A 21,259-nucleotide genomic window follows, 5' to 3' on the forward strand; every position below is an offset into this window, starting at 1 on the left:
TAGCATTCATCGTTTACAGCGTGGACTACCAGGGTATCTAATCCTGTTTGCTCCCCACGCTTTCGCACCTCAGCGTCAGTAACAGACCAGAGAGCCGCCTTCGCCACCGGTATTCCTCCACATCTCTACGCATTTCACCGCTACACGTGGAATTCTACTCTCCTCTTCTGTACTCAAGCTCCCCAGTTTCCAATGGCCGCTTGCGGTTGAGCCGCAAGATTTCACATCAGACTTAGGAAGCCGCCTGCGCGCGCTTTACGCCCAATAATTCCGGACAACGCTTGCCACCTACGTATTACCGCGGCTGCTGGCACGTAGTTAGCCGTGGCTTTCTGGCCGGATACCGTCACTGCAAGAGCATTTCCTCTCTCACTCATTCTTCTCCGGCAACAGAGCTTTACGATCCGAAAACCTTCTTCGCTCACGCGGCGTTGCTCCATCAGACTTTCGTCCATTGTGGAAGATTCCCTACTGCTGCCTCCCGTAGGAGTTTGGGCCGTGTCTCAGTCCCAATGTGGCCGATCACCCTCTCAGGTCGGCTATGCATCGCGGTCTTGGTGGGCCGTTGCCCCGCCAACTAACTAATGCACCGCGGGCCCATCTGTAAGCGATGGCCGAAACCATCTTTCAACCCTGCACCATGCGGTGCAGCGTGTTACCCGGTATTAGCTCCCGTTTCCCGGAGTTATCCCCGTCTTACAGGCAGGTTGCCCACGTGTTACTCACCCATCCGCCGCTCACTTCCGGGGGCAAGCCCCCTTCCGTGCGCTCGACTTGCATGTATTAGGCACGCCGCCAGCGTTCGTCCTGAGCCAGGATCAAACTCTCCAAAAAATACTCTTTCAGGAAGCCGAAGCTTCCGCTTATTTCTTTTTCGTTCTGTCGATCCTCAGCAAAAATTTTGAATTGACTTAAGGGTTTCACCCTTTAAATCACGCTTGGCTTTTGTTCAGTTTTCAAGGAACATTCAAACAGCAACTTGAACATTATACTTCCAAATGAGAAAAACGTCAACCTCTTTTTTAAAACCAATAACTTCTTTGAAATTCACAGTATAGCAGTTAACAGCTTTTTCATCATTCGGCATTCAAAAAGACAAGAAATATGTTAACACTCATTTCCAGAAAAGTCAATCAAGTTCCGATCATTCAAGATTGTTGGAAACAAATACTGCTTTTCGAAAAATGCTTTTGCCTGCCCTCTTGTCCAAAGACAACGATATATAATTTATCATGCATTGATGAGAACGTCAACTACTATTAATAGCTTCTGGTTTTGGCTGCAAAAGAAAAAGAGGCCGTCTCATCGCCAAAAATAGGCGTTGAAACAGCCATAAATAATATTTGTTAAAATTTTTTATTAGTCACTCGTCACTTTAATTTTGCCTATGCTGTCCGTTTTCTTGTTCTGACAGTCCGGGCAGAGTCCGTAAACTTCCAGCCTGTGACTGTTAACCGTAAAGCCAGTAACCTGGGCAGCTAAAGCCTCTACCTCGTCCAGGCCGGGATAGTGAAAATCCACAATTTTTCCACAATTGGTACAAATAATGTGATAATGCTGCTTGGTTGAAAAGTCAAATCGGCTCGACGAATCGCCATATGTCAGTTCTTTAACCAGTCCCGTTTTTTTGAAGACACGCAGGTTATTGTATACAGTAGCTACGCTCATATTTGGAAACTTGTGTTCCAGGGCTTTATAAATTTCATCTGCAGTAGGGTGTGATTCAGAGACCACTAAATATTCAAGAATGGCATGGCGCTGAGGTGTGATCCGAACACCCGAATCCTTAAGCATGTCAATTGCTTTATCCACTTTATCAACATCTGTACTCACCTTCAGGCACCTCACTTTCAAACATAAAATCATAATTAAAACCAATTATCAAGTTAAAATGGTTATAATTATATTTTTAGTGTACCTTGTTCATCCTGATCCTGTCAATAATCTGCACTTCTCCGTAATATTTTGCCAAAGGTTCCCAAAGGTTATTCTGATATTGAAAATTAATGCCGTGCAGATTCTGGATGTCCATGCCCGGCCAAACTTAGCGATTTCTCAATTGGAACATATATTTCCCTATAATTGATTTTTTCGCCGCAGATGCACAGAAAAAAGACTGTCTCCTTGGCCATAGCTTGCCTGAAAGACAGTCTTATATTCTTTTTTCTTCTTTTTTGCATGCTTCAACACCGAGCCTGCTTCTATTGTTCCGTTTAACAATCTGCCGCCGGAAACAGTTCAAAAATTTTTATTCCAACTGTTCTTTAACAAACTGATAGACTTCTTCAACATGTCCTTTAACTCTGACTTTGGGCCAGACCTTCGCTATTTTTCCGCTTTTGTCGATGATGAATGTCGAACGGATAATGCCCATGTATTCTCTGCCGTAATTTTTCTTTAATTGCCAGCTGCCGTACAAATCCGATGCCGCATGGTCGGGATCGGAGAGAAGTGTGAAGGGAAGCCCGTGTTTCTCCGTAAATTTCTGATGCTTTTCAACCGGATCCGGACTGACGCCCAGAACCACTGTATCCAGCTCCTTAAACAAACTATTCTGATCTCTGAAATCACATGCCTCAATGGTGCAGCCTGGTGTCATATCTTTCGGATAAAAATAAAGGACTACATTTTTGCCGCGAAATTCCGAAAGTGTCACTTCATGTCCCTCAGTTGTTTTTAAAGTAAAGTCAGGGGCAGATATTCCTGCTTCAAGCATGTGTAAAATCTCCTTTTTCAAATGTTTTGAAATTTAACGGCTATTCTAATCGTAGCGCCGAATAAGAGAATTCACAAGTTAACTGATGACCAGTGCAATTTTTCCAAACTGACTGCCCTGCTCCAATCGCTGCAGAGCTTCGGCTGCATTTTTTAATTCAAAGGTCTGATCAACCACTGGATGAATTTTATATTTATTGAAAAAAACGAGCATCTTATGGAACTCTTCAATGCTGCCCATCGTCGTCCCGCACAAATTCCACTGCTTGTAAAAGAACTGCCTCAAGTCGAGGGAAATTTTGTCTCCCGACGATGCACCAAAGGCGACAATAGTTCCGCCCGGTTTAAGCAGGGCAAGTGAACGGTTGAAAGTTGCTACCCCGACACTTTCGATTACGAGGTCGACAGCTCCTCCTTCAAGCGCTTCGGTCCAGTTCTGGTCATTGTTAAGAGCAGCATCTGCACCAAGCTCTTTTGCCTTTTCAAGTTTCTCGGCGCTCCGTGAAGAGACAACAACCCTTGCACCGACTGCTTTAGCCATTTGCACCATGTAGGTGGCAACGCCGCTGCCAATACCAGGAATAAAAACAGTATCGCCTTTTTTTAATCCGCCTCTCGTGAACAATGCCCGGAAACCGGTCAGCGCGGCTAATGGAAGAACGCCTGCTTCAGCCCAGGACAAATAGGATGGTTTCGGCGCAATTTGTTTTTCAGCCACAACTATGTACTCGGCCAATGTCCCATTATCAGGGTAACCGAGAATGTCAAAGTCATCCGGCGGTGCTGCGGATTCCTTTTCCCACCTGAGACTTGGAATGATGAGCACTTCATCTCCGCGATGAACGCCTGTAACGCCGGCACCCGTTTCTGTCACAATGCCCGCACCGTCTGATCCAATGATGAGCGGTGCATCATCTGGTTTATGGCGCTTCTGTATAATAAAAAGATCCCGATGATTCAGCCCGGCTGCTTTCAGAGCAACCTTGACCTCTCCGGGCCCCGGCTCAGGGGCGGAAAAGTCAGCCCGGAAATCAAGTCCCTCAAAACCCGGATGTCCCTCGTGAACAATCGCCTTCATATCTATCACCTCTTCTTTTATTTTCTCAAAAGACGCTCGATAACTCAACCTATACGCCGTGTGAGCCGCTGAAATAATGTGCTAAAATGTAAAAGAGCAGTAAAATTGTGGGTGATACTATGGATTTAACAAGTATTCAAAGACGCATTGAAAATGATGGCGCGATTATCGGTGAGGACATGGCGAAAAAATCTTCAGTTTTTATCCCTTTGATTCCCGATCACGATACATGGACCATTTTGCTCGAGGTCCGCTCCGCGCAGCTAAAACGCCAGCCAGGAGATGTGTGCTTTCCAGGCGGGCGCAGTGAAAAAATTGATGCCTCTCTTCGGGAAACGGCAGTCCGCGAAACGTGTGAAGAACTGGGTGTGCCTAGAGAAGCGATCACAGTGATTGGAAGAATGGGTACCTGCATCGCGACATCCGACCTGTTTATCTATCCTTTTGTCGGTGTACTGGATCCTGACGTCCCGCTTCGGCCGAACCCCAGTGAAGTTGCTGAAACCTTCACCGTTCCACTTCCGTGGCTGATGAAGCAAATGCCTGAAAAATACACGCTCAATTTTCTGGCTGATAAAAATCAGGACTTTCCATTTGAACGGATTGTTTCCGGAAGGAGCTATCCATTCCGCGCACAAAAAGTAATTGAACCCTTTTTTGACTATCAGGGACGCACGGTCTGGGGACTGACCGCACGAATTCTGGAACACTTTGTTTCATTAATGAATCACAGAATGTTTGAATAGCTTTTTGCTTTTCAGCAAGGACGTCTGCTGTCAGGGTTGCCAATTTTACTCGGATAGCGGATACTGGAGCGGGCGGTAAATGATCGAATGGACGCCGGGTGCACGAATCGGGTGCCCCTTTTATCTACCAAGTTAGGGAGAGATTAAATTTATGAATATCAAGACATCGGAAAAGCTCTACGACGAAGCATTAGAAAATATTGTCGGCGGTGTGAACAGTCCGTCCCGGTCTTATTATGCAGTCGGCGGCGGAGCACCTGTATTTATGAAAAGCGGTAAGGGCGCGTATTTCTATGATGAAGACGGCAACCGCTATATTGATTACCTGGCGGCTTACGGCCCGATCATCACGGGTTTTGCGCATCCGCATATTACTGAAGCAATCAAAAAGCAGGCGGAACTGGGTGTTCTCTATGGCACGCCGACAAAGCTAGAGACAGAACTTGCAGGCATGCTGAAAAAAGCCATTCCTTCACTTGCCAAGGTCCGCTTCACAAACTCTGGAACGGAATCCGTGATGACCACAGTACGCGTCGCCCGTGCCTATACCGGCCGGAAAAAAATATTGAAATTCGCCGGCAGCTATCATGGACATTTCGACCTGGTTCTGGTTGCCGCCGGTTCAGGCCCGTCTACCCTCGGCTCACCGGATTCTGCCGGTGTAACGGAAAGTACGGCCCATGAAGTGATCACTGTGCCTTACAATAATGTAGAAACATTGCAGCAGGCTTTTGACAAATGGGGCGATGATATCGCCGGTGTTCTTGTTGAACCGATTGTCGGCAATTTCGGCATGGTTATGCCTCAGCCGGGATTTCTTGAAGCAATTAACCGGATTGCCCACAAAGCCGGTGCCGTTGTCATTTATGATGAAGTCATCACAAACTTCCGCTTCATGTACGGCGGTGCACAGAATTATCTCGGTGTGGTTCCCGACCTGACAGCAATGGGAAAAATCATCGGCGGTGGTCTTCCGATCGGCGCATACGGCGGCAAAAAAGAAATCATGGACGAAGTGGCACCCCTTGGTCCGGCCTATCAGGCGGGGACAATGGCAGGCAATCCTCTGTCCATGGCAAGCGGTATCGCTTGTCTGGAAGTTTTGCAGACACCGGGCATTTACGAAAAAATGGACCGGCTCGGCAAACAGCTGGAAGACGGCATTTTCTCCATTAATGAAAAATATCATCTGCCGATTGCTATTAACCGGATTGGCGGTTCAATGACCGTGTATTTTTCTGACCATGAAATCACAAACTATGAGGAAGCAAAAGCGACAGACAGTGACATGTTCGGGCGTTTCTTCAAACTGATGCTGAAAAAAGGTGTTAACCTGGCTCCTTCCAAGTACGAGGCATGGTTCCTGACAACTGAGCATACGGAAAAAGACGTTAGTGATACGCTTGACGCTGTGGACTACGCGCTGTCGGAACTTGCAAAATAAGGAAATAATAAATCAATAGCTTTTTCGAGGGCGGGTTCTGCCGCCCTTCTTTTATACCCGAAAATGCCCGATACCTTTTAATGAATTGTTTCTAAAAGGAGTTGTCAGCTTTGAGACTGGGTGCGAGAAGTCTGAAAACCGGCATGGCTGTAACTATAGCACTGACCATTGCCGTCTTTTTCAATCTAGTCCCGCCGATTATGGCCGGAGTAGCTGCAGCTGTCACCACGCAGCCTTCTGTCCGGCGCTCATTCCGGGCTATGATTCAAAATATATACGGCAATCTGATCGGAGCGGCTATAGCCATCCTTTTCGTTGTTTCATTCGGCGATAACCCGATTGTCGTTGGCCTCGCCGTTGTCATTGTCATTGCGATTCATTTAAAATTCCGGCTTTACGACACACTGACCCTTTCCATGGTGACCGTCATCTTCGTTATGTCCAGCGGCGAAACTAATACCGGTTTATTTATCCTGGCAGCGATGAAACGATTCGTGCTCGTTTGTATCGGTGTCGGATCGGCGACCTTGGTCAACACGCTGCTTCTTCCACCCAAGTATGAAGACCACTTATATGAAAGTATTCTCAATCAGACCACTGAACTTTTTAAATGGATCCGGCTTCTGGGCGAAGGTGCCTCTGACAATACGAAGATCAAAAGCGAGCGCTCAGCTTTTGACGTAAAGAAACTTAAGATCGAAAATTATTACCACTGGTACAGAGAAGAACGGGTATATTCGCGGAAGCTGCGTTATGTAAAACTTCGGCGTGTGGTCATTTTCAAAGAAATGATTACCGCAACCGGACTGCTTCACCGTATCCTGGACGAACTTGACCGCAACGAAAATGCTTATCGCCTGCTGCCTCCGGATTTTACAAAAACTTTGAAAGAGCAATTGTACGCGCTGATCGCTTATCATGAACGGGTGCTTCTGAAATTCGACGGCAAAGTCAGGCAAAAGCGACATGAAGAGCAGACAAAAAAAGATAATGGCTACAAGATGGCACTGGCGGCCGCCTTCACGGCCCACTTTGAGGTAATCGGAACCGAAGATTGGCTGGATCTCTTCCCGCTGATCGCCTCGATCATCGATTACAGCCGGCATATCGAACATCTGGACATGCTGGTCGATAGCTTCCAGACCTATCATAAGAAAGAGAATCGTATAAAATTCAGCCAGGAATGGGTAGAATAATTTCGCATCACCGGCTCATGGCGGACGGGTTATCCCCGTCCGCTTTTGGTGTAAACATTTGATTACGCCCTAAGCCTTAGTACAAAATACAGCTGCGGCTCATTATTCAGCCGGAGCTTTTTTTATATGATTGAATCAAGGAAAGGAGGACATCAACATGAAAAAATTTCTACTGTTCATTGCCGGAGCCATTTGTTTCATTGTCCTGCTCTCACACATCGGATTTATGGTTGGGCTGCTGGTAAGCCTGGCCATCCTCTGGTTCGCTTTCAGGCGGTTTGTACGCGCTGAATCAGCAGGCGGTAAAGTACTCTGGGCAATTGTCGGCATTATCGCCCTGGGCTTCTCAATCGGAAATATTCCGGCGATCTTCGGTATCATCGCCCTTGCCGCACTTTATTACGTGTACAAGGCCTGGAACAGCCATAAGACGTCTAAGCCGGAACCGGAAGACCCATTCGATAACTTTGACAAACAATGGAAAGAAATGATGTAGCAAAATCTCTGAATTCAACCTGCAAAGGAGCGTAAAAAAATGAGTAACCTTTTTACACGTCTGAAAGATTCGCTTTCATCAGACATCAATGAACTTCTGGATCAAAAGGAGCAGAAAAATCCAATTGCCATGCTAAATCAGCACTTGCGCCGCTGCGAAAAAGAGGTCACACGCGTGCGGGAACTGATTGACCGCCAGTATCTGCTTAAAGATACATTTATCAGGGAGTACCACCAGGCTTCCGAAATGGCTGAAAAGCGGCTGAAACAAGCGGAGATTGCCGAACGTGCGGGAGAGTCCGAACTGCATGAATTTGCGCTCAAAGAACAGGAAGATTATGCCTTGAAAGCAGAGCGCTTGAAATCTTCCTATGATAGCACGGCCAAACAACTGGATCAGCTCGAACAGAAATATGCGGAAATGCAACGCAAACTGAAGGATATGTATCTGAAGCGGATGGAGCTGATGAGCCGCGAAAACATCGCCAATGCTAACAACCGCATAGACCGGGTTGTGCATCCTGAGCAGGTGTTTGGACAGTCCTTTTCCAAATTTGAGGAAAGCGAAATGTACCTTGAACGTTTGGAAAAAAAGGTGAACGCAAATTACCACCATAACACGATTGACGCGCGGATCAGACAGCTTGAACGTGAGCTTGAGAAAAAAAGCGGGCAGGCCTGACCTATTTGAGTGTGGTAAGCTTGAAATCGGGATGATAAAATGGAAAAAGGCGTAAACGGCGCCTTTTTCTGCTGTACATAGAACACTTCACGAAGGGCAGGTGAACCCCCATGTTTGAATCATTCAAGTCTGACAAATACAGCTGGATGCTCATTGCCGGGCTTTTTCTGATTGTCATTCAGACACTGTTCGACGGCTGGGGGTTTCTCTTCCCCACAGTTTTATTCGGCGCCATGATTTACTATGGAAGGAAAAAACGGCCATCGGGGACTGGTAAAGTGCTTTTCTGGATTGGCATTGTCGGAATCACATTTACAATCCTGAATTTAATTATTTTTAAACTGGCCATCCTCGGGTTGTTCATTTTCCTTTTGATTGAGTTTATCCGTACCAAACGCCATCCGAGGCGCCTTACGCCGGATTTTGGGGACCCACAGACAACCGATGAAGACGATATCGTTTCACTTCCGGTCATTTTAAAAAACAAATGGTTCGGGAACCAGGAGACTCCCGGTCAGGATTACGAATGGCAGGACATTGACATTCAGACAGGCACCGGAGATACTCTGATCGACCTTAGCCATACCATTCTCCCGAAAAAAGAATCAGTCATTCTGATCCGCCATCTCGCCGGACGGGTGCGTATTTTAGTTCCCTACGGCGTTGAGACTTCGCTCAGATATTCCGTTGTCATCGGCCAGGCCGAATTTTTTGAACACAAAGAATCAAGGCTGTTTAACACCTCCGTCGCTTTCCGGACAGGCGGATATGAAACTGCGGAGCAAAGAGTGAGTATTGTCGTTTCCGCCGTGGCCGGGAATCTGGAGGTGCGGCGCGTATGACAGCACTCAGACGACAAATGATCACCGGCACTATTTTCGCAGCGGGATTTCTGATCATTTTTTCAATCCTTTTTTTCGCCACATTCCCGGTTCACGACTGGTCACTGCTCTGGACGCGGCAAATCTGGCACCTGCCATTTGTCTTTATCGTGCCGATTCTTTCATTATTTCTTGGTCTCGCAACAGGATTTATTTCCGGAAACTACTGGCGCGGCGTTCTCCGCTCGATCGATGATTCACTGACTGAACTAACGCCGGACAAGCCGGGCAATAAAGCCGATTCCATTCATCTTGAGGAAGCGCAGAGCATTTTGCAGCATCTGGAAAGGCTGCGAGGACAGATGGCAGAGCAGACTCAGCTCGCCCAGAAAATGGCCAGTGAAAAGTCTGCTATCGAGGAGAAAGCGATCCAAAAGATTGTTTCCGATGAACGCAACCGCCTCGCGCGAGAGCTTCATGATTCAGTCAGTCAGCAGCTTTTCGCCGCTTCGATGCTGATGTCGACGATCAATGAACTGCGGCCACCATCCGACGATACGGAGACGCGCCAGCTCAGGCTGGTTGAACAGACAATTCATCAGTCCCAGCTTGAAATGCGGGCGCTTTTTCTTCATCTGAGACCAGCCCAGCTCCACGGGAAACAGTTAAGAGAAGGCATAGAGGAACTGCTCAATGAGCTCAGACAAAAAGTGCCCATGACGATCAACTGGACGATCGAGCAAGTTAGTCTGGACAAAGGAATTGAAGACCAGATTTTCCGTATCCTGCAGGAATCTGTCTCCAACACACTGCGCCATGCTAAGGCCGAAACTCTTGATGTCATGTTGATCCGGCGGGAAAAAACGGTAATTATGCGCATTACCGATGACGGTATCGGATTTCATCCGGACACAGCGAAACCAGGCTCATACGGCCTTCAGAATATACGCGAACGCGCAGCACAGATTGGTGCCCAGCTTAAACTTGTCAGCGTTCCCGGAAAAGGAACAAGTCTTGAGATCAAGGTTCCAATACTCAAGGGGGATGAAAGCAATGATTAAGGTTGTTTTTGTAGACGATCACGAAATGGTGCGTATCGGGGTTTCTGCTTATTTGTCGGCTCAGCCCGACATTGATGTGATCGGAGAGGCATCCAATGGAAAGGATGCCGTTGATCTTGTGCTTAAACTCAGGCCGGATATCATTTTAATGGACCTGGTCATGGAGCAAATGGATGGCATTGAAGCAACGAAAAGGATTATCGAACAGTGGCCTCAGGCAAAAATTATCATTGTGACCAGTTTTCTCGATGATGATAAGGTTTATCCGGCAATTGAAGCCGGTGCGACCAGCTATCTTCTGAAAACCTCCAAAGCCGGCGAGATAGCCGAAGCAATTCGCGCGACCTACAGCGGCCAGTCAGTGCTGGAACCTGAAGTAACGGAAAAGGTCATGTCCCGGATGAAAAAGGGACAGTCTAAAGCGCCACATGAAGAGCTGACAAAACGTGAGATGGAAGTTCTGCTGTTGATGGCGGAAGGGAAAAGCAATCAGGAAATTGCCGACGAATTGTATATCGCGCTTAAAACAGTAAAGGTCCACGTCAGCAATATTTTAAGCAAACTTGCCGTACAGGATCGAACGCAGGCAGTGATTTACGCCTTCCAGCATGATCTATGTAAATAAATCAGTAAAGAATTAATGTTGCATTTGTTGATTTTTTCCAAGTTAATGTCGATTCTTGTTCTAGTTTTGGCGATTATTTCCTTGGTTTCGTCGATTCCTGCACTGGTCTCGTCGATTATTTCTCTGGTTCCGTCGACTCCTGTGCTGGTTTCGTCGATTATTTTCATTTCTGTGTTGATTCGTCACTTCGGCCCGCAAATCGTTGGTTATTTGGAAAGACAGTCTATGGTAAGTTCTCAGGAATTAAATGCAGCTGCCGCCGAACATAAATGCAGCTCCCCACTTCCGGAGTGACCCAAGACTTCGAATGCATTGAATTGACGATCCAGATCCCTCTTTAAAGTACTTTTTTTCAATGACAAAAAGCCGTCGAACCCAATTGGTTCGACGGCTTTTTAATGAAAGTGAAAAATTATTTAATGTTTACCGTATCAAGCGGTTCTGTGCCTGTAGGACTTGGCTTATAGCCTGTGATTGTGCTCTTGCCGACAAGGACAGGTTGTGCATAAACAAGCGGAACCCAAGGCGCGTCATTGTGAAGGATGACCTGAGCCTGATCATAAAGAGCAACACGTTTTGCATCATTTGTCTGCGATTGTGCCGCGATCAGAATATTGTGCAGCTGATTATTCGAATAGAACGAAAAGTTATTGGATCCGATTGCGTCTTTGTCAAGCAGTGTGTAAAGGAAGTTGTCAGGGTCTCCATTATCACCCGTCCAGCCCATCATGTACATCGGGGCGCCGCCTTTCATCAGCTTGTCAATATAAGACGACCATTCAACCGTGACAATTTTAACTTTCACCCCGATTTTTCCGAATGTCGACTGAATTGACTGAGCAACATTCTCAGGTTCCGGAATGTAGTCGCGAGGGTTCGACATCGTATAGAGTGTCGTTGAAAATCCGTGTGGATATCCAGCCTGAGCAAGCAATTTCTTTGCCTGGGTCAGATCATATGGATAAGGTTTGATGCTTTTGTCATATCCGAGCAGGCTTGGCGGCATCGGGTTCACGGCAGCCTGTGCCTGTCCGTTGTAGAACGCCTTAATAATGCCGCTCTTGTCAACGGCCATATTCAAAGCCTGGCGAACCTTTACGTTGTTAAAAGGTTTCATTGTTACATTAAAGCCCATATAGGCGATGTTCATCGGCGGACGATAATAAACCTGAAGCTGATTGTTGCCTTTTAATCCGGCGACATCACTCGGGTTAACGCCGTCCATCAAATCAATTTCACCGTTCTTCAGTGCGTTGAGACGTGCACTGTTATCCGGAATAACTTTAAAGATTAACGTGCTTATTTTCGGAAGTCCTTTTTTCCAATAGTTCTTATTCTTTACAAGAGTAATCGTGTCGTTTCTCTTCCATGACTTGAAAGTATAAGCACCTGTGCCAACCGCTGCAGTCGAACCATAATTATTGCCATATTTTTTGATGGCTGTAGGACTGGAGATCGCAAAAGGTGACATGGCCAGGTTTTTCAGGAACGGCGCAGACGGTCTCTTCAGAGTGAAAACAACCGTGTTCGCATTCGGTGCAGTTACGCTCTGAATAACAAGAGCGGAATCACCTTTGTACCCGCCAAACATCGATGGGAAATAAGCAAACTTACCAGATGCTTTGCCGTTCATCCAGCGATCAAAGTTATAGACAACTGCCTGAGCATTGAAAGGAGTGCCATCCTGGAACTTGACTCCCGTTCTCAGATTGAACGTATAAACTGTTCCACCGTTTGTGATTTTCCAGCTGGTAGCAAGGCTTGGAATAACGTTCGTGCTTTGCTTGCTGTAATCATAAGAAACCAAAGTGTCAAAAATATTCTGTGTGACGCGGAACGATTCACCGTCCGTAACCGTAGCAGGGTCAAGCGAAGTGGTATCTGCGCCGCGGCCAAAGATAAGTGTCTTGCCCGCACTTGCAGAAGAGCTGCTTGAACCGCCGGATGAACATCCGGCCAGAGCCATTGCCAGTACAACGAATACGGAAAGGATGAATATTAAAGGCTTTCTTCTCATTCTGATCCCCCTATTTCTCTTTTTTAAAATTCTTACTTATTGTACCCTATTCGAAAAAATAGGACAAATAACTTTTATGCATCTCACACATTTTGTGTAATAAAATATAACACATCAGTTTTTATTACGCGGATCAAGCGCATCGCGAAGGCCGTCCCCCATTAGATTAAAACCGATAACTACCAGAATAATCGCAAGACCTGGGAAAAGGACGGTCCAAGGCGCGTCTGTGATATACTGTCTGGAATCAGAAAGCATTGTCCCCCATTCCGGTTGGGGGGGCTGTGCCCCCATTCCCAGAAATCCCAAACCAGCCGCGTCAAGAATAGCCGTTGCAATATTTAGCGTTCCTTGAACAATAATCGGCGCAAAGCTGTTGGGAAGTATGTGATTCAAAATGATCCGCGTATTGCCCATGCCAACGGAGCGGGCAGCCACCACATACTCTTCTTCCTTGACCGTGAGCACACGCGAACGAACCAGGCGTCCAAAAACCGGAATATTGACAATAGCGATTGCTATCAGCGCATTATTCAGGGACGGACCAAGTACTGAAACAATGGCTATCGACAGCAATATACTCGGAAATGCCAGCAGAATATCAAAAAAGCGTGAGATGACGGTGTCTATAATCTTCCCGAAATATCCGGCAATTACTCCAAGAAATGTTCCGAAAATAATGGAACCAATCACGGCAAGGAATCCGACACGAAGCGACAATCTGGCACCAAAGACAATACGGCTGAGTATGTCTCGGCCAAAATCATCCGTCCCAAGCCAATGTTGCGCTGAGGGCGGCTCAAGTCGTATGTTGATATTCTGATCATTAATCCCCTGGGGAGCGATGAAATTGGCAAACACAGCAAGCAGAATAAAGAAGAGCACAATACACGCCCCAACGATCGCCGGCTTGTTCTTGCGGAAAGCTTTCCAGAAATCAGCCAAAGCGGTGACAAAAGGGCCTCTCTCTTTTACGAAATCCTGCTCAGCATGACTCTGTTCGGATTGAGACATCTTTTTACCCTTCTTTCTTTAACGGTATTTAATACGAGGGTCGAACAGACCATAGAGCAAATCGACGACAAAATTCACCATAACAAAAATAAAAGAAATGACCAGAATACCTGACTGGATTACAGGATAGTCCCGGTACTGTATGGCATTGTAAACATATAATCCGATACCGGGCCATCCAAAAATAGTTTCAGTCAGAATAGCTCCTCCAAGCAACATACCGGTTTGCAGGCCGATAACCGTCAGAATCGGAATAAAAGCATTTTTCAGCGCATATTTATAGACGATCCAGAACATATGCTCTCCTTTCGCTTTAGCCGTCCTGATGTAATCAGACTTCAATACTTCAAGCATGCTGGATCTTGTCATGCGCGCGATGATTGCAGTTGGTATTGTTGCCAGCGCGACAGCCGGAAGAATCAGATGCCGCAGAACCATCCAGAACTGTCCGATTTGTCCTTCCAGCAAAGTATCAATCAGATAAAGATTTGTAATTGGCTGAACAGTGGTGACAATGTCCGTCTGTCCTATTGAAGGCAGCCAGTTCAGTTTTACAGAAAAAGCCCACTGTTCCAGAAGTCCCAGCCAGAAGATCGGCATAGAGACGCCGACCAATGCCACAATCATGGCCACGTAATCGAATGCGGAGTTTTGTTTCCACGCGCTGATAATGCCGGCATTAATGCCAACTACTACAGCGATGACCATGGCAACAAAAGAGAGCTCAATAGTTGCGGCAAGGTGTGGCCAAATCTCGCTGGCGATCGGTGTATTGTCCTGAATCGACGTCCCCAGATTTCCGCTGAGAATATTTTTTAAATAGGTAAAATATTGAACATATAGAGGCTGGTCCAGACCCAATGACCGATCCAGATTTCGTATCGCTTCAGGGGTAGCTTTTGTCCCCAAAATGGTTAACGCCGGATTGCCGGGTATAGCATGAATAATTAAGAAAACAATTATTGTCATTCCAAGAAGTACCGGAATGAGCATCAACAGACGTTTGATGGAGTATGAAAGCATCTCGTTTCACCCCTTTCGTATCAGTCATATAAATGGCAGGAGACCCGTCTTCCGTCCTTCATCTTCTTCATTACCGGTTTTTCCCTGGAACAAATATCCATCGCCACCGGGCAACGGTCATGAAAAGCACAACCGGAAGGCGGATGAGCCGGACTTGGTACATCGCCTGACAGGATAATACGTTCCGTTCTATTGTCCGGATCAGGAATTGGTACGGCTGAAAGCAAGGCTTTTGTGTATGGATGGTCAGGATGATTGTACAGGTTTTCGCTTTCCGAGATTTCGACAATCTTCCCCAGATACATGACGCCGACACGATTACTGATATGTCGTACAACACTTAAATCGTGAGCTATAAATATATAGGTGAGGTTAAATTTTTTCTGGAGATCCTGAAGCAGATTGAGCACTTGAGACTGAACCGATACATCCAGTGCGGATACGGGTTCATCGGCAATAATCAGTTTAGGCCGGACAGCGAGCGCGCGGGCGATGCCGATCCTCTGCCGCTGGCCGCCGCTGAACTGATGCGGATAACGTTTGGCCTGATAGGCGCTCAGTCCGACCAGTTCAAGCAATTCCTCAACACGCTTCCGGCGCTGCTTCCGGTCACCCATTTTATGGACAATCATCGGCTCTTCAATAATACTGCCGACAGTCTGGCGCGGGTTAAGCGAAGCGAAAGGATCCTGAAAAATCATCTGGATGTCTTTTCTTGTTTTCCGCATTTCATTTTTTGAAAGATTTAAAATATCTTTGCCCTCAAAGTGAATGCTGCCTTCAGTAGGTTCGATCAACCGCATAATCATGCGGCCCGTGGTCGATTTGCCGCATCCTGATTCACCGACAATGCCGAGTGTTTCACCTTCATTAACAGTAAAACTGACGCCGTCAACAGCACGAACAGTCTCTGAAACCTTGCCTAAGATTCCACTTTTTATCGGGTAGTATTTTTTTAGATTCTCCACTTTCAAAAGCGGTTCATTCATGAATAGGACTCCTTTCTACGCCTGTTTCTGATGCAGAAAGCAGCGTGATTTGTGGCTGTCGCCAATCAGTTCCGGTGCACTTGTTCTGCACTTGTCCATCACATAGTCACAGCGCGGTGCAAACAGGCAGCCGCCTTTAATCGATCCAGGTCTCGGCACGCTACCCTTTATGGTGTAAAGCGTATCCTTCTTGGTGTACAGATCGGGTATCGACCGGATAAGTCCCTCAGTATAGGGGTGGCTCGGGTGGTTAAAAATGTCCCGTACATCCCCCTCCTCGACAACTTTGCCTGCATACATGACAACAACCCGTTTGCACACCTGGGCAACAACTCCCAGATCATGGGTAATTAGTATAATGGCCGTATGGGTCTCACGGTTCAGCTTGGCCATCAGATCCAGAATCTGAGCCTGAATTGTGACATCAAGCGCAGTAGTCGGTTCATCAGCAATCAGCACTTTCGGATCACACGACATCGCTATAGCAATCATTACACGCTGGCGCATCCCACCTGACAGTTCATGCGGATACTCCTTGAGCAACTCCCGCGCACGCGGAAGGCCGACCATTTTCAGCAGTTCCTCGGCACGCGACTCTAATTCCTTTTTAGGCAGATGATTATGTAAACGGATCGCTTCAGTCAGCTGTTCACCAATCGTAAAAACCGGATTAAGCGACGTCATAGGCTCCTGAAAAATCATCGCAATATCATTACCGCGCAGTTTCCGCATACGGGACTCTTTTGCATGACTGATATCTTCACCCTTGTAAATAATCTGTCCCCCCACTATTTTTCCGGGAGGCGAGGGCAGCAAACCCATGATGGACAGTGAAGTCACACTCTTCCCGCAGCCGGATTCACCGACAATACCAAGAATTTCTCCCTCTTTGACAGAAAAAGTAACACCATCGACCGCTGGCACCTCGCCGTCATCCGTAAAAAATGAGGTTTTCAGCCCCTTAACTTCCAAGATTGTTTCACTCAAATGGTTCACCTCCCTCATATGTCACGTATTATAACATTTTGCAACAAACAAAACGTTACATTTAATATTCAAGGGTGTCAACAAGTAAATTCAGTCAATTCAAGAATCTTGACTTTTTCCTTTTCAAATGCCAAAAAACGGATACAATAAAACGCCCTAACCTTTTTCCGGTTAGGGCGTTTTATTTCATGTAAGGTGATTACTGTTTATTTTGCTGCGACTTCTGATTTTGCTGACGTACTTCCTGAGCGTTGGTTTCGCTGCCGAATTCGCTGCCAAGCTGTCCGCTTTGGGACTGGGCATTTTGCTTTTTAACTTGTTCCAGATCCGTGCCCGCAGTTGTTTTCTTAACCATCGAGTATCACCTCCACGACCTTTAACTTTGCCATCTTTAACAAATTTTATGTGTCATTTCGTCGATTTTTTTTCAACCAGTCTATAATTTTCAGAAAAGGGACGGGGAATGGCCGCTTTTCAAACTCCGATACGGGCAGCCACTGCCATCCTTTTTCAGGGTTGTCCGTATCACCTTGGAACTCTCCCGAATACAATGACAAATTCCAGATCAGGTGTGAAAACCGATGCGTATATGTGAAAGATTCTTTTTTCAATTTGACAGACTGCCCGATTTTTTCACAAACTTTTTTCTGAAAAGCAGCTTTCCCCTCTACCGATCGATCAACCATTGGAAATTGCCAGAATCCGGCCAAAAGCCCTGAATCAGCACGTCGCTCAATCAGCAGTCTTCCCTTGCTGTCTTTCAGAAGGAGAACAGCATAATCAGCGGTCTTTACTTTAGTTTTCCCGCTTTTGAACGGATATTCCGTCTGAACGCCCTCATCGTATGCTCTGCAGTAGCACTGAACCGGGCATTCGGCACAATCGGGATTTTTCGGATGGCAGACCATTGCTCCAAGATCCATCAGGCACTGATTGAAAGATGACGGGTCCGCCTCAACAATCAGTTCCCGCACAACACTTTCAAATTTTTTCCTTGTTTTAACTTTGGCAATGTCGTCATCAATCAGAAAAATCCGTGACATGACGCGCATCACATTTCCATCAACAGCTGGCTCAGGCTCACCAAACGCAATGCTGAGCAGGGCGCCGGCGGTATAGGGACCGATGCCCCGAATCGAGAGCAGATCTTTTTTATTATCCGGCACCTGGCCACCGTAACTCGCAACTACTTCCCGCACACCTGTTTGAAGGTTTCTTACGCGGGAATAATAACCCAACCCCTCCCAGCTTTTCAGCGCACTCTCTTCAGAGGCATCCGCCAGAGCTTCAACAGTTGGAAAGTGCTTAATGAATTGATTGTAATAAGGGATTACCGTATCTACCTGAGTCTGCTGTAGCATAATTTCGGACACCCAAATATAATATGGATTATTTGTTTCACGCCATGGCAGACTGCGGCCATTTCTGTGAAACCAGTCCAGAAGATCATGATTAAATTGCTTGATTTGTCGCGGGGTCACTCGTTTCACTCACTCCTGCCATCGTGAAAGTTTGGCTTTATCTATGAAACATATACTATCACCATTAAAGAGTGAAGACACTTATGTAAATTTTTCCGTTTTTATTTCCGCATATATCTCTTTCATTATGACGCGATATGTGCAAAAATAAATGTGTGTAGGTGTAACTAACAAGGGGGATATTCACAAAGTATGGATACAGCCACTCATATTGTGATGGGTTTCGGCCTTGCAGGGCTGGCAACTCTTGATCCGGCAGTTGCCGGAGATCCAACAACGTTCCATGCGATCGTGCTGGGTGCAGTTGCAGGATCCGTCATTCCCGACATTGATACTGTTTTAAAATTAAAAAATAATGCGGCATATATTCGTAATCACCGGGGAATGACCCATTCCCTTCCGGCGACGCTGTTTTGGCCGTTTGCAATATCTGCGCTCGCACTGGTTCTTTCTCCAGACGTGAATGCCATTCACATTCTGCTCTGGACAATGCTTGCCGTTTCACTTCATGTGTTTGTAGATATTTTCAATGCCTATGGGACTCAGGCAATCCGCCCGCTGACCAGCCGCTGGATTGCACTCGGCACGATCAATATTTTCGATCCGTTCATTTTCAGCCTTCACTTAATGGGATTTGCAATCTGGCAGACGGTTGGCCATCCCGGTGTCACGTTTGCAACTATTTATGCAATACTTGCTGTCTATTATATACTCCGGGGCATTCAGCATCATCAGATGGTTCAGTATGTCAGACGCCAGCTTCCGGATCTGACCAAGGTTTACTTGTCTCCGACAATGCGCTGGACGCATTATCATGTGGCAGCGGAAAGTGCCGAACGTTTTTACGTCGGTAAGCTTGACGGCAAGAAGCTGGTATTAATTGATGCATTTGAACGTGAGCCGATCAATTTTGATAATAAAATGATTCGTCTGGCCAGCCGTGATAAAAATGTCCGCGCATTCCTGTCATTTTCACCCATCTATCGTTGGAGCACCTATGAAAGAAACGGACATTTCGTGATCCAGCTCACAGATCTCCGTTATTTTTCCAGAGGCATGTATCCCTTTACAGCAACAGTCTGGATTGGACAGAATATGAAAGTCCAGAGTTCATTCACCGGATGGGTTTACAGTGAGAAGAAACTGCAGAAGAAACTTGTGCTTGCCCGATCAAAATAATTGTTGATTTTAAAAGCGTGCCGGTTGTTGGCATGCTTTTTTTTGTACAGAAACTTATGAAGAATGAGGTTCAGCATTGGTGTTCTGTGAAAATCAGACGCCTTATCCCGGCTGTTCACCCGAATCTGGAATCGAACCGGGCATTCATTTTTTCTTTTTAAGCAGCGAAATCGGATAGGCGTACAGTTTTTCGGAGCCTTCAAATCCTCCCCAGGCTAAAATGCCTTTCATATGGTGAATTTTGAACGCAAGATCCCTTACAAAATAGGTCTGCCCGGATTTGAAATCTTCCGGATCCATGAGATACGCTCTTGCCATATCTATTTTGCGTTCATAAACAGCCAGCTCGCTGACCATGCCAAGCTGCTCCGATTTTCGTGCCTGATCAGTAAACGCCCCAATTTTTTGAGTCAGCTCAAAAGGAGTCATTTCACTAAAACGCTGTTCCATGCATGCCACCCCGTTTCATAATGGCACAACCATGATCAGAAGGTCACCCCTTTGAACAGGACCTACAAATTTCCTGTTGTCCGTTCTTCTATAAAAGACATGATTGCATCGGCTGGGAACCCTTTTCTATACAAATAGGCCTTCACCTTCTGAGTAAATTCGGATCCGTTAAATTTTTTGAATTTCTGCATTGCTTTTTCACCTTGATAAGCGAGTGCACTCTTTTCATTTTCTTCAAGAAATGACTCAAGCTCGCCGATCACCTGATCTGAAATTTTCCGGGAATAGCCTCTCTGCATCAACAACCGTGAAAGAACCTGTTTTGCTTCTACAGAAGATTTTTTATTTTTGACTGATGCGAGCTGCTTCGTCAGGTACTTTCTTGCATGATCAAGCTGATCGTCTTCCGGGAAAAGAGTATCCGATTCTGCGGCAATTTCCTGATCCACACCAGCCTGGAGTAATTCGCGATAAATCATTTGCGGTCCCTTTGTTGAAAGTTGGATTCTTGTCCGGATAAATGATTCGGCAAAAGCCTGATCATCCAGCAATTTTTCGTCTCTAAGCTGCTGAAGTGCAAAGGCAATCTGCCCCGGACTGAATTCTTTTTTCCCCAGATACTCTTTCATTTCATGAACGCTGCGCATACGATACGAAAGATAACGCAGTCCTGCGTGATAGGCGCGTATACCTTCCGCCTCCCGGCGAAGCCTGTTCAGCTGGCCGTCTGAAAGAGAAAGCCCCTTGCGCAGCTCATCGTGCACCAGAACATCCTCATGGATATTCAGCGTCATGGTCTGCCCATCATCTTGAGCAATATCAATGTTATAAAATCCGCTCTCTTTTTCATCCGCTCTGATCTGGATGATCACCGGCATCGTTCTCATCCTCTCGCCCTTTATAGAGGTGTTCCAAAAGCTACCTTTTCGAACAGGCTCTTACACATAGTAATCATAACATATCTTTGAAAAAAAATAGGACATCTATGGACGTTCGGACTCTATTGTATCATTTCGCCTATAGAATACTTGGATCGGAACTGCTTTCTCCAAACCGTTCATTAATTCTGGATTGGGGCTCTGGAAAGTTTCTTATATTATAATCGATTTTATCGGCATATGTGGAAAAAAGAAAAAAGTAATTTACTTTTCTGAATTTGTTAGGTCAACTCATTTCTGATTGTCAATAACTTTGTGGGTAAGTGGATAACTCTGTTCATACTGTGCTGCATATAAAGTCGAATTGTGATTTATTTT

At 46.2% G+C, this 21,259-nt stretch carries 22 protein-coding genes and 1 other annotated feature; of the genes, 10 read left to right on the forward strand and 12 right to left on the reverse strand.

Annotation, left to right across the window (positions count from 1 at the left end):
• Positions 1–834: a sequence feature (16S ribosomal RNA rRNA prediction is too short), on the reverse strand.
• A 525-nt stretch (positions 835–1,359) separates the two neighbouring features.
• The 3 genes from perR to COP04_RS16540 all read right to left on the reverse strand — a co-directional run bounded on the left by perR (position 1,360) and on the right by COP04_RS16540 (position 3,793).
• Positions 1,360–1,794 (reverse strand): peroxide-responsive transcriptional repressor PerR, encoded by a 435-nt coding sequence (gene perR / locus COP04_RS16530; protein ID WP_420852795.1) that lies wholly within the window; start codon positions 1,792–1,794, stop codon positions 1,360–1,362.
• 454 nt (positions 1,795–2,248) lie between these two features.
• Positions 2,249–2,716 (reverse strand): thioredoxin-dependent thiol peroxidase, encoded by a 468-nt coding sequence (gene bcp, locus COP04_RS16535; RefSeq protein ID WP_100489021.1) that lies wholly within the window; start codon positions 2,714–2,716, stop codon positions 2,249–2,251.
• A gap of 78 nt (positions 2,717–2,794) precedes the next feature.
• Entirely contained in the window at positions 2,795–3,793 is a 999-nt protein-coding gene (locus tag COP04_RS16540) for a zinc-binding dehydrogenase (protein WP_100489022.1), read from the reverse strand.
• 107 nt (positions 3,794–3,900) lie between these two features.
• On the opposite strand from COP04_RS16540, the gene COP04_RS16545 reads away from it, so the two are divergent.
• From COP04_RS16545 to COP04_RS16585, 9 genes are all read left to right on the forward strand, one after another.
• The gene (locus tag COP04_RS16545; RefSeq protein ID WP_239984909.1) at positions 3,901–4,539 is read left to right on the forward strand and encodes an NUDIX hydrolase; all 639 of its coding nucleotides are present in this window, start codon (positions 3,901–3,903) and stop codon (positions 4,537–4,539) included.
• A 151-nt stretch (positions 4,540–4,690) separates the two neighbouring features.
• Complete coding sequence (locus COP04_RS16550; protein WP_100489024.1) at positions 4,691–5,983, forward strand: glutamate-1-semialdehyde 2,1-aminomutase; 1,293 nt, start codon at positions 4,691–4,693, stop codon at positions 5,981–5,983.
• Positions 5,984–6,093: 110 nt separating this feature from the next.
• Positions 6,094–7,179, forward strand: a complete 1,086-nt coding sequence (locus COP04_RS16555) for an FUSC family protein (protein ID WP_100489025.1) — start codon at positions 6,094–6,096, stop codon at positions 7,177–7,179.
• A 157-nt stretch (positions 7,180–7,336) separates the two neighbouring features.
• Positions 7,337–7,675 carry a lmo0954 family membrane protein gene (locus COP04_RS16560; protein WP_100489026.1) on the forward strand — a complete coding sequence of 113 codons (339 nt, stop codon included), beginning with the start codon at positions 7,337–7,339 and terminating at the stop codon, positions 7,673–7,675.
• A 39-nt stretch (positions 7,676–7,714) separates the two neighbouring features.
• A complete protein-coding gene (locus tag COP04_RS16565; protein WP_100489027.1) occupies positions 7,715–8,356 on the forward strand; it encodes a PspA/IM30 family protein in 642 nt (213 codons plus the stop codon).
• A 110-nt stretch (positions 8,357–8,466) separates the two neighbouring features.
• A complete protein-coding gene (gene liaF, locus COP04_RS16570) occupies positions 8,467–9,198 on the forward strand; it encodes a cell wall-active antibiotics response protein LiaF (RefSeq protein WP_100489028.1) in 732 nt (243 codons plus the stop codon).
• Positions 9,195–10,238, forward strand: a complete 1,044-nt coding sequence (locus COP04_RS16575) for a sensor histidine kinase (protein ID WP_100489029.1) — start codon at positions 9,195–9,197, stop codon at positions 10,236–10,238. The genes liaF and COP04_RS16575 overlap by 4 nt, the downstream gene beginning before the upstream one ends.
• Complete coding sequence (locus tag COP04_RS16580; RefSeq protein ID WP_100489030.1) at positions 10,231–10,863, forward strand: response regulator transcription factor; 633 nt, start codon at positions 10,231–10,233, stop codon at positions 10,861–10,863. Before COP04_RS16575 ends, COP04_RS16580 begins: the two co-directional genes overlap by 8 nt.
• Before the next feature lie 15 nt (positions 10,864–10,878).
• Entirely contained in the window at positions 10,879–11,157 is a 279-nt protein-coding gene (locus COP04_RS16585) for a hypothetical protein (protein ID WP_162297118.1), read from the forward strand.
• A 118-nt stretch (positions 11,158–11,275) separates the two neighbouring features.
• Here the strand turns inward: COP04_RS16585 and COP04_RS16590 are convergent, their stop codons facing one another.
• The 7 genes from COP04_RS16590 to mutY all read right to left on the reverse strand — a co-directional run bounded on the left by COP04_RS16590 (position 11,276) and on the right by mutY (position 18,383).
• The gene (locus COP04_RS16590; RefSeq protein WP_100489032.1) at positions 11,276–12,880 is read right to left on the reverse strand and encodes an ABC transporter substrate-binding protein; all 1,605 of its coding nucleotides are present in this window, start codon (positions 12,878–12,880) and stop codon (positions 11,276–11,278) included.
• Between the two features lie 114 nt (positions 12,881–12,994).
• Entirely contained in the window at positions 12,995–13,894 is a 900-nt protein-coding gene (locus tag COP04_RS16595; RefSeq protein WP_100489033.1) for an ABC transporter permease, read from the reverse strand.
• 18 nt (positions 13,895–13,912) lie between these two features.
• Entirely contained in the window at positions 13,913–14,917 is a 1,005-nt protein-coding gene (locus COP04_RS16600) for an ABC transporter permease (protein ID WP_100489034.1), read from the reverse strand.
• Between the two features lie 20 nt (positions 14,918–14,937).
• Positions 14,938–15,906 carry an ABC transporter ATP-binding protein gene (locus tag COP04_RS16605; RefSeq protein WP_100489035.1) on the reverse strand — a complete coding sequence of 323 codons (969 nt, stop codon included), beginning with the start codon at positions 15,904–15,906 and terminating at the stop codon, positions 14,938–14,940.
• 15 nt (positions 15,907–15,921) lie between these two features.
• The gene (locus COP04_RS16610; RefSeq protein ID WP_100489036.1) at positions 15,922–16,893 is read right to left on the reverse strand and encodes an ABC transporter ATP-binding protein; all 972 of its coding nucleotides are present in this window, start codon (positions 16,891–16,893) and stop codon (positions 15,922–15,924) included.
• Between the two features lie 199 nt (positions 16,894–17,092).
• Positions 17,093–17,248: a gamma-type small acid-soluble spore protein gene (locus COP04_RS16615; protein ID WP_100489037.1), complete on the reverse strand. Its 156-nt coding sequence runs from the start codon at positions 17,246–17,248 to the stop codon at positions 17,093–17,095.
• 46 nt (positions 17,249–17,294) lie between these two features.
• The gene (gene mutY / locus COP04_RS16620) at positions 17,295–18,383 is read right to left on the reverse strand and encodes an A/G-specific adenine glycosylase (RefSeq protein ID WP_239984910.1); all 1,089 of its coding nucleotides are present in this window, start codon (positions 18,381–18,383) and stop codon (positions 17,295–17,297) included.
• Positions 18,384–18,566: 183 nt separating this feature from the next.
• Here mutY and COP04_RS16625 point away from each other — a divergent pair, with 183 nt between their 5' ends.
• The gene (locus tag COP04_RS16625; protein WP_100489039.1) at positions 18,567–19,553 is read left to right on the forward strand and encodes a metal-dependent hydrolase; all 987 of its coding nucleotides are present in this window, start codon (positions 18,567–18,569) and stop codon (positions 19,551–19,553) included.
• A 144-nt stretch (positions 19,554–19,697) separates the two neighbouring features.
• Here COP04_RS16625 and COP04_RS16630 read toward each other — a convergent pair whose 3' ends face one another.
• Entirely contained in the window at positions 19,698–20,003 is a 306-nt protein-coding gene (locus COP04_RS16630; protein ID WP_100489040.1) for a YfhH family protein, read from the reverse strand.
• 62 nt (positions 20,004–20,065) lie between these two features.
• On the reverse strand, positions 20,066–20,881 hold the full coding sequence (locus COP04_RS16635) for a RecX family transcriptional regulator (RefSeq protein ID WP_100489041.1): 816 nt from the start codon (positions 20,879–20,881) through the stop codon (positions 20,066–20,068).
• Between the last annotated feature and the right edge of the window lie 378 nt (positions 20,882–21,259).

Origin of the sequence: Sporolactobacillus pectinivorans (assembly GCF_002802965.1) — a bacterium.
GTDB classification, from domain to species: Bacteria; Bacillota; Bacilli; order Bacillales; family Sporolactobacillaceae; genus Sporolactobacillus; species Sporolactobacillus pectinivorans.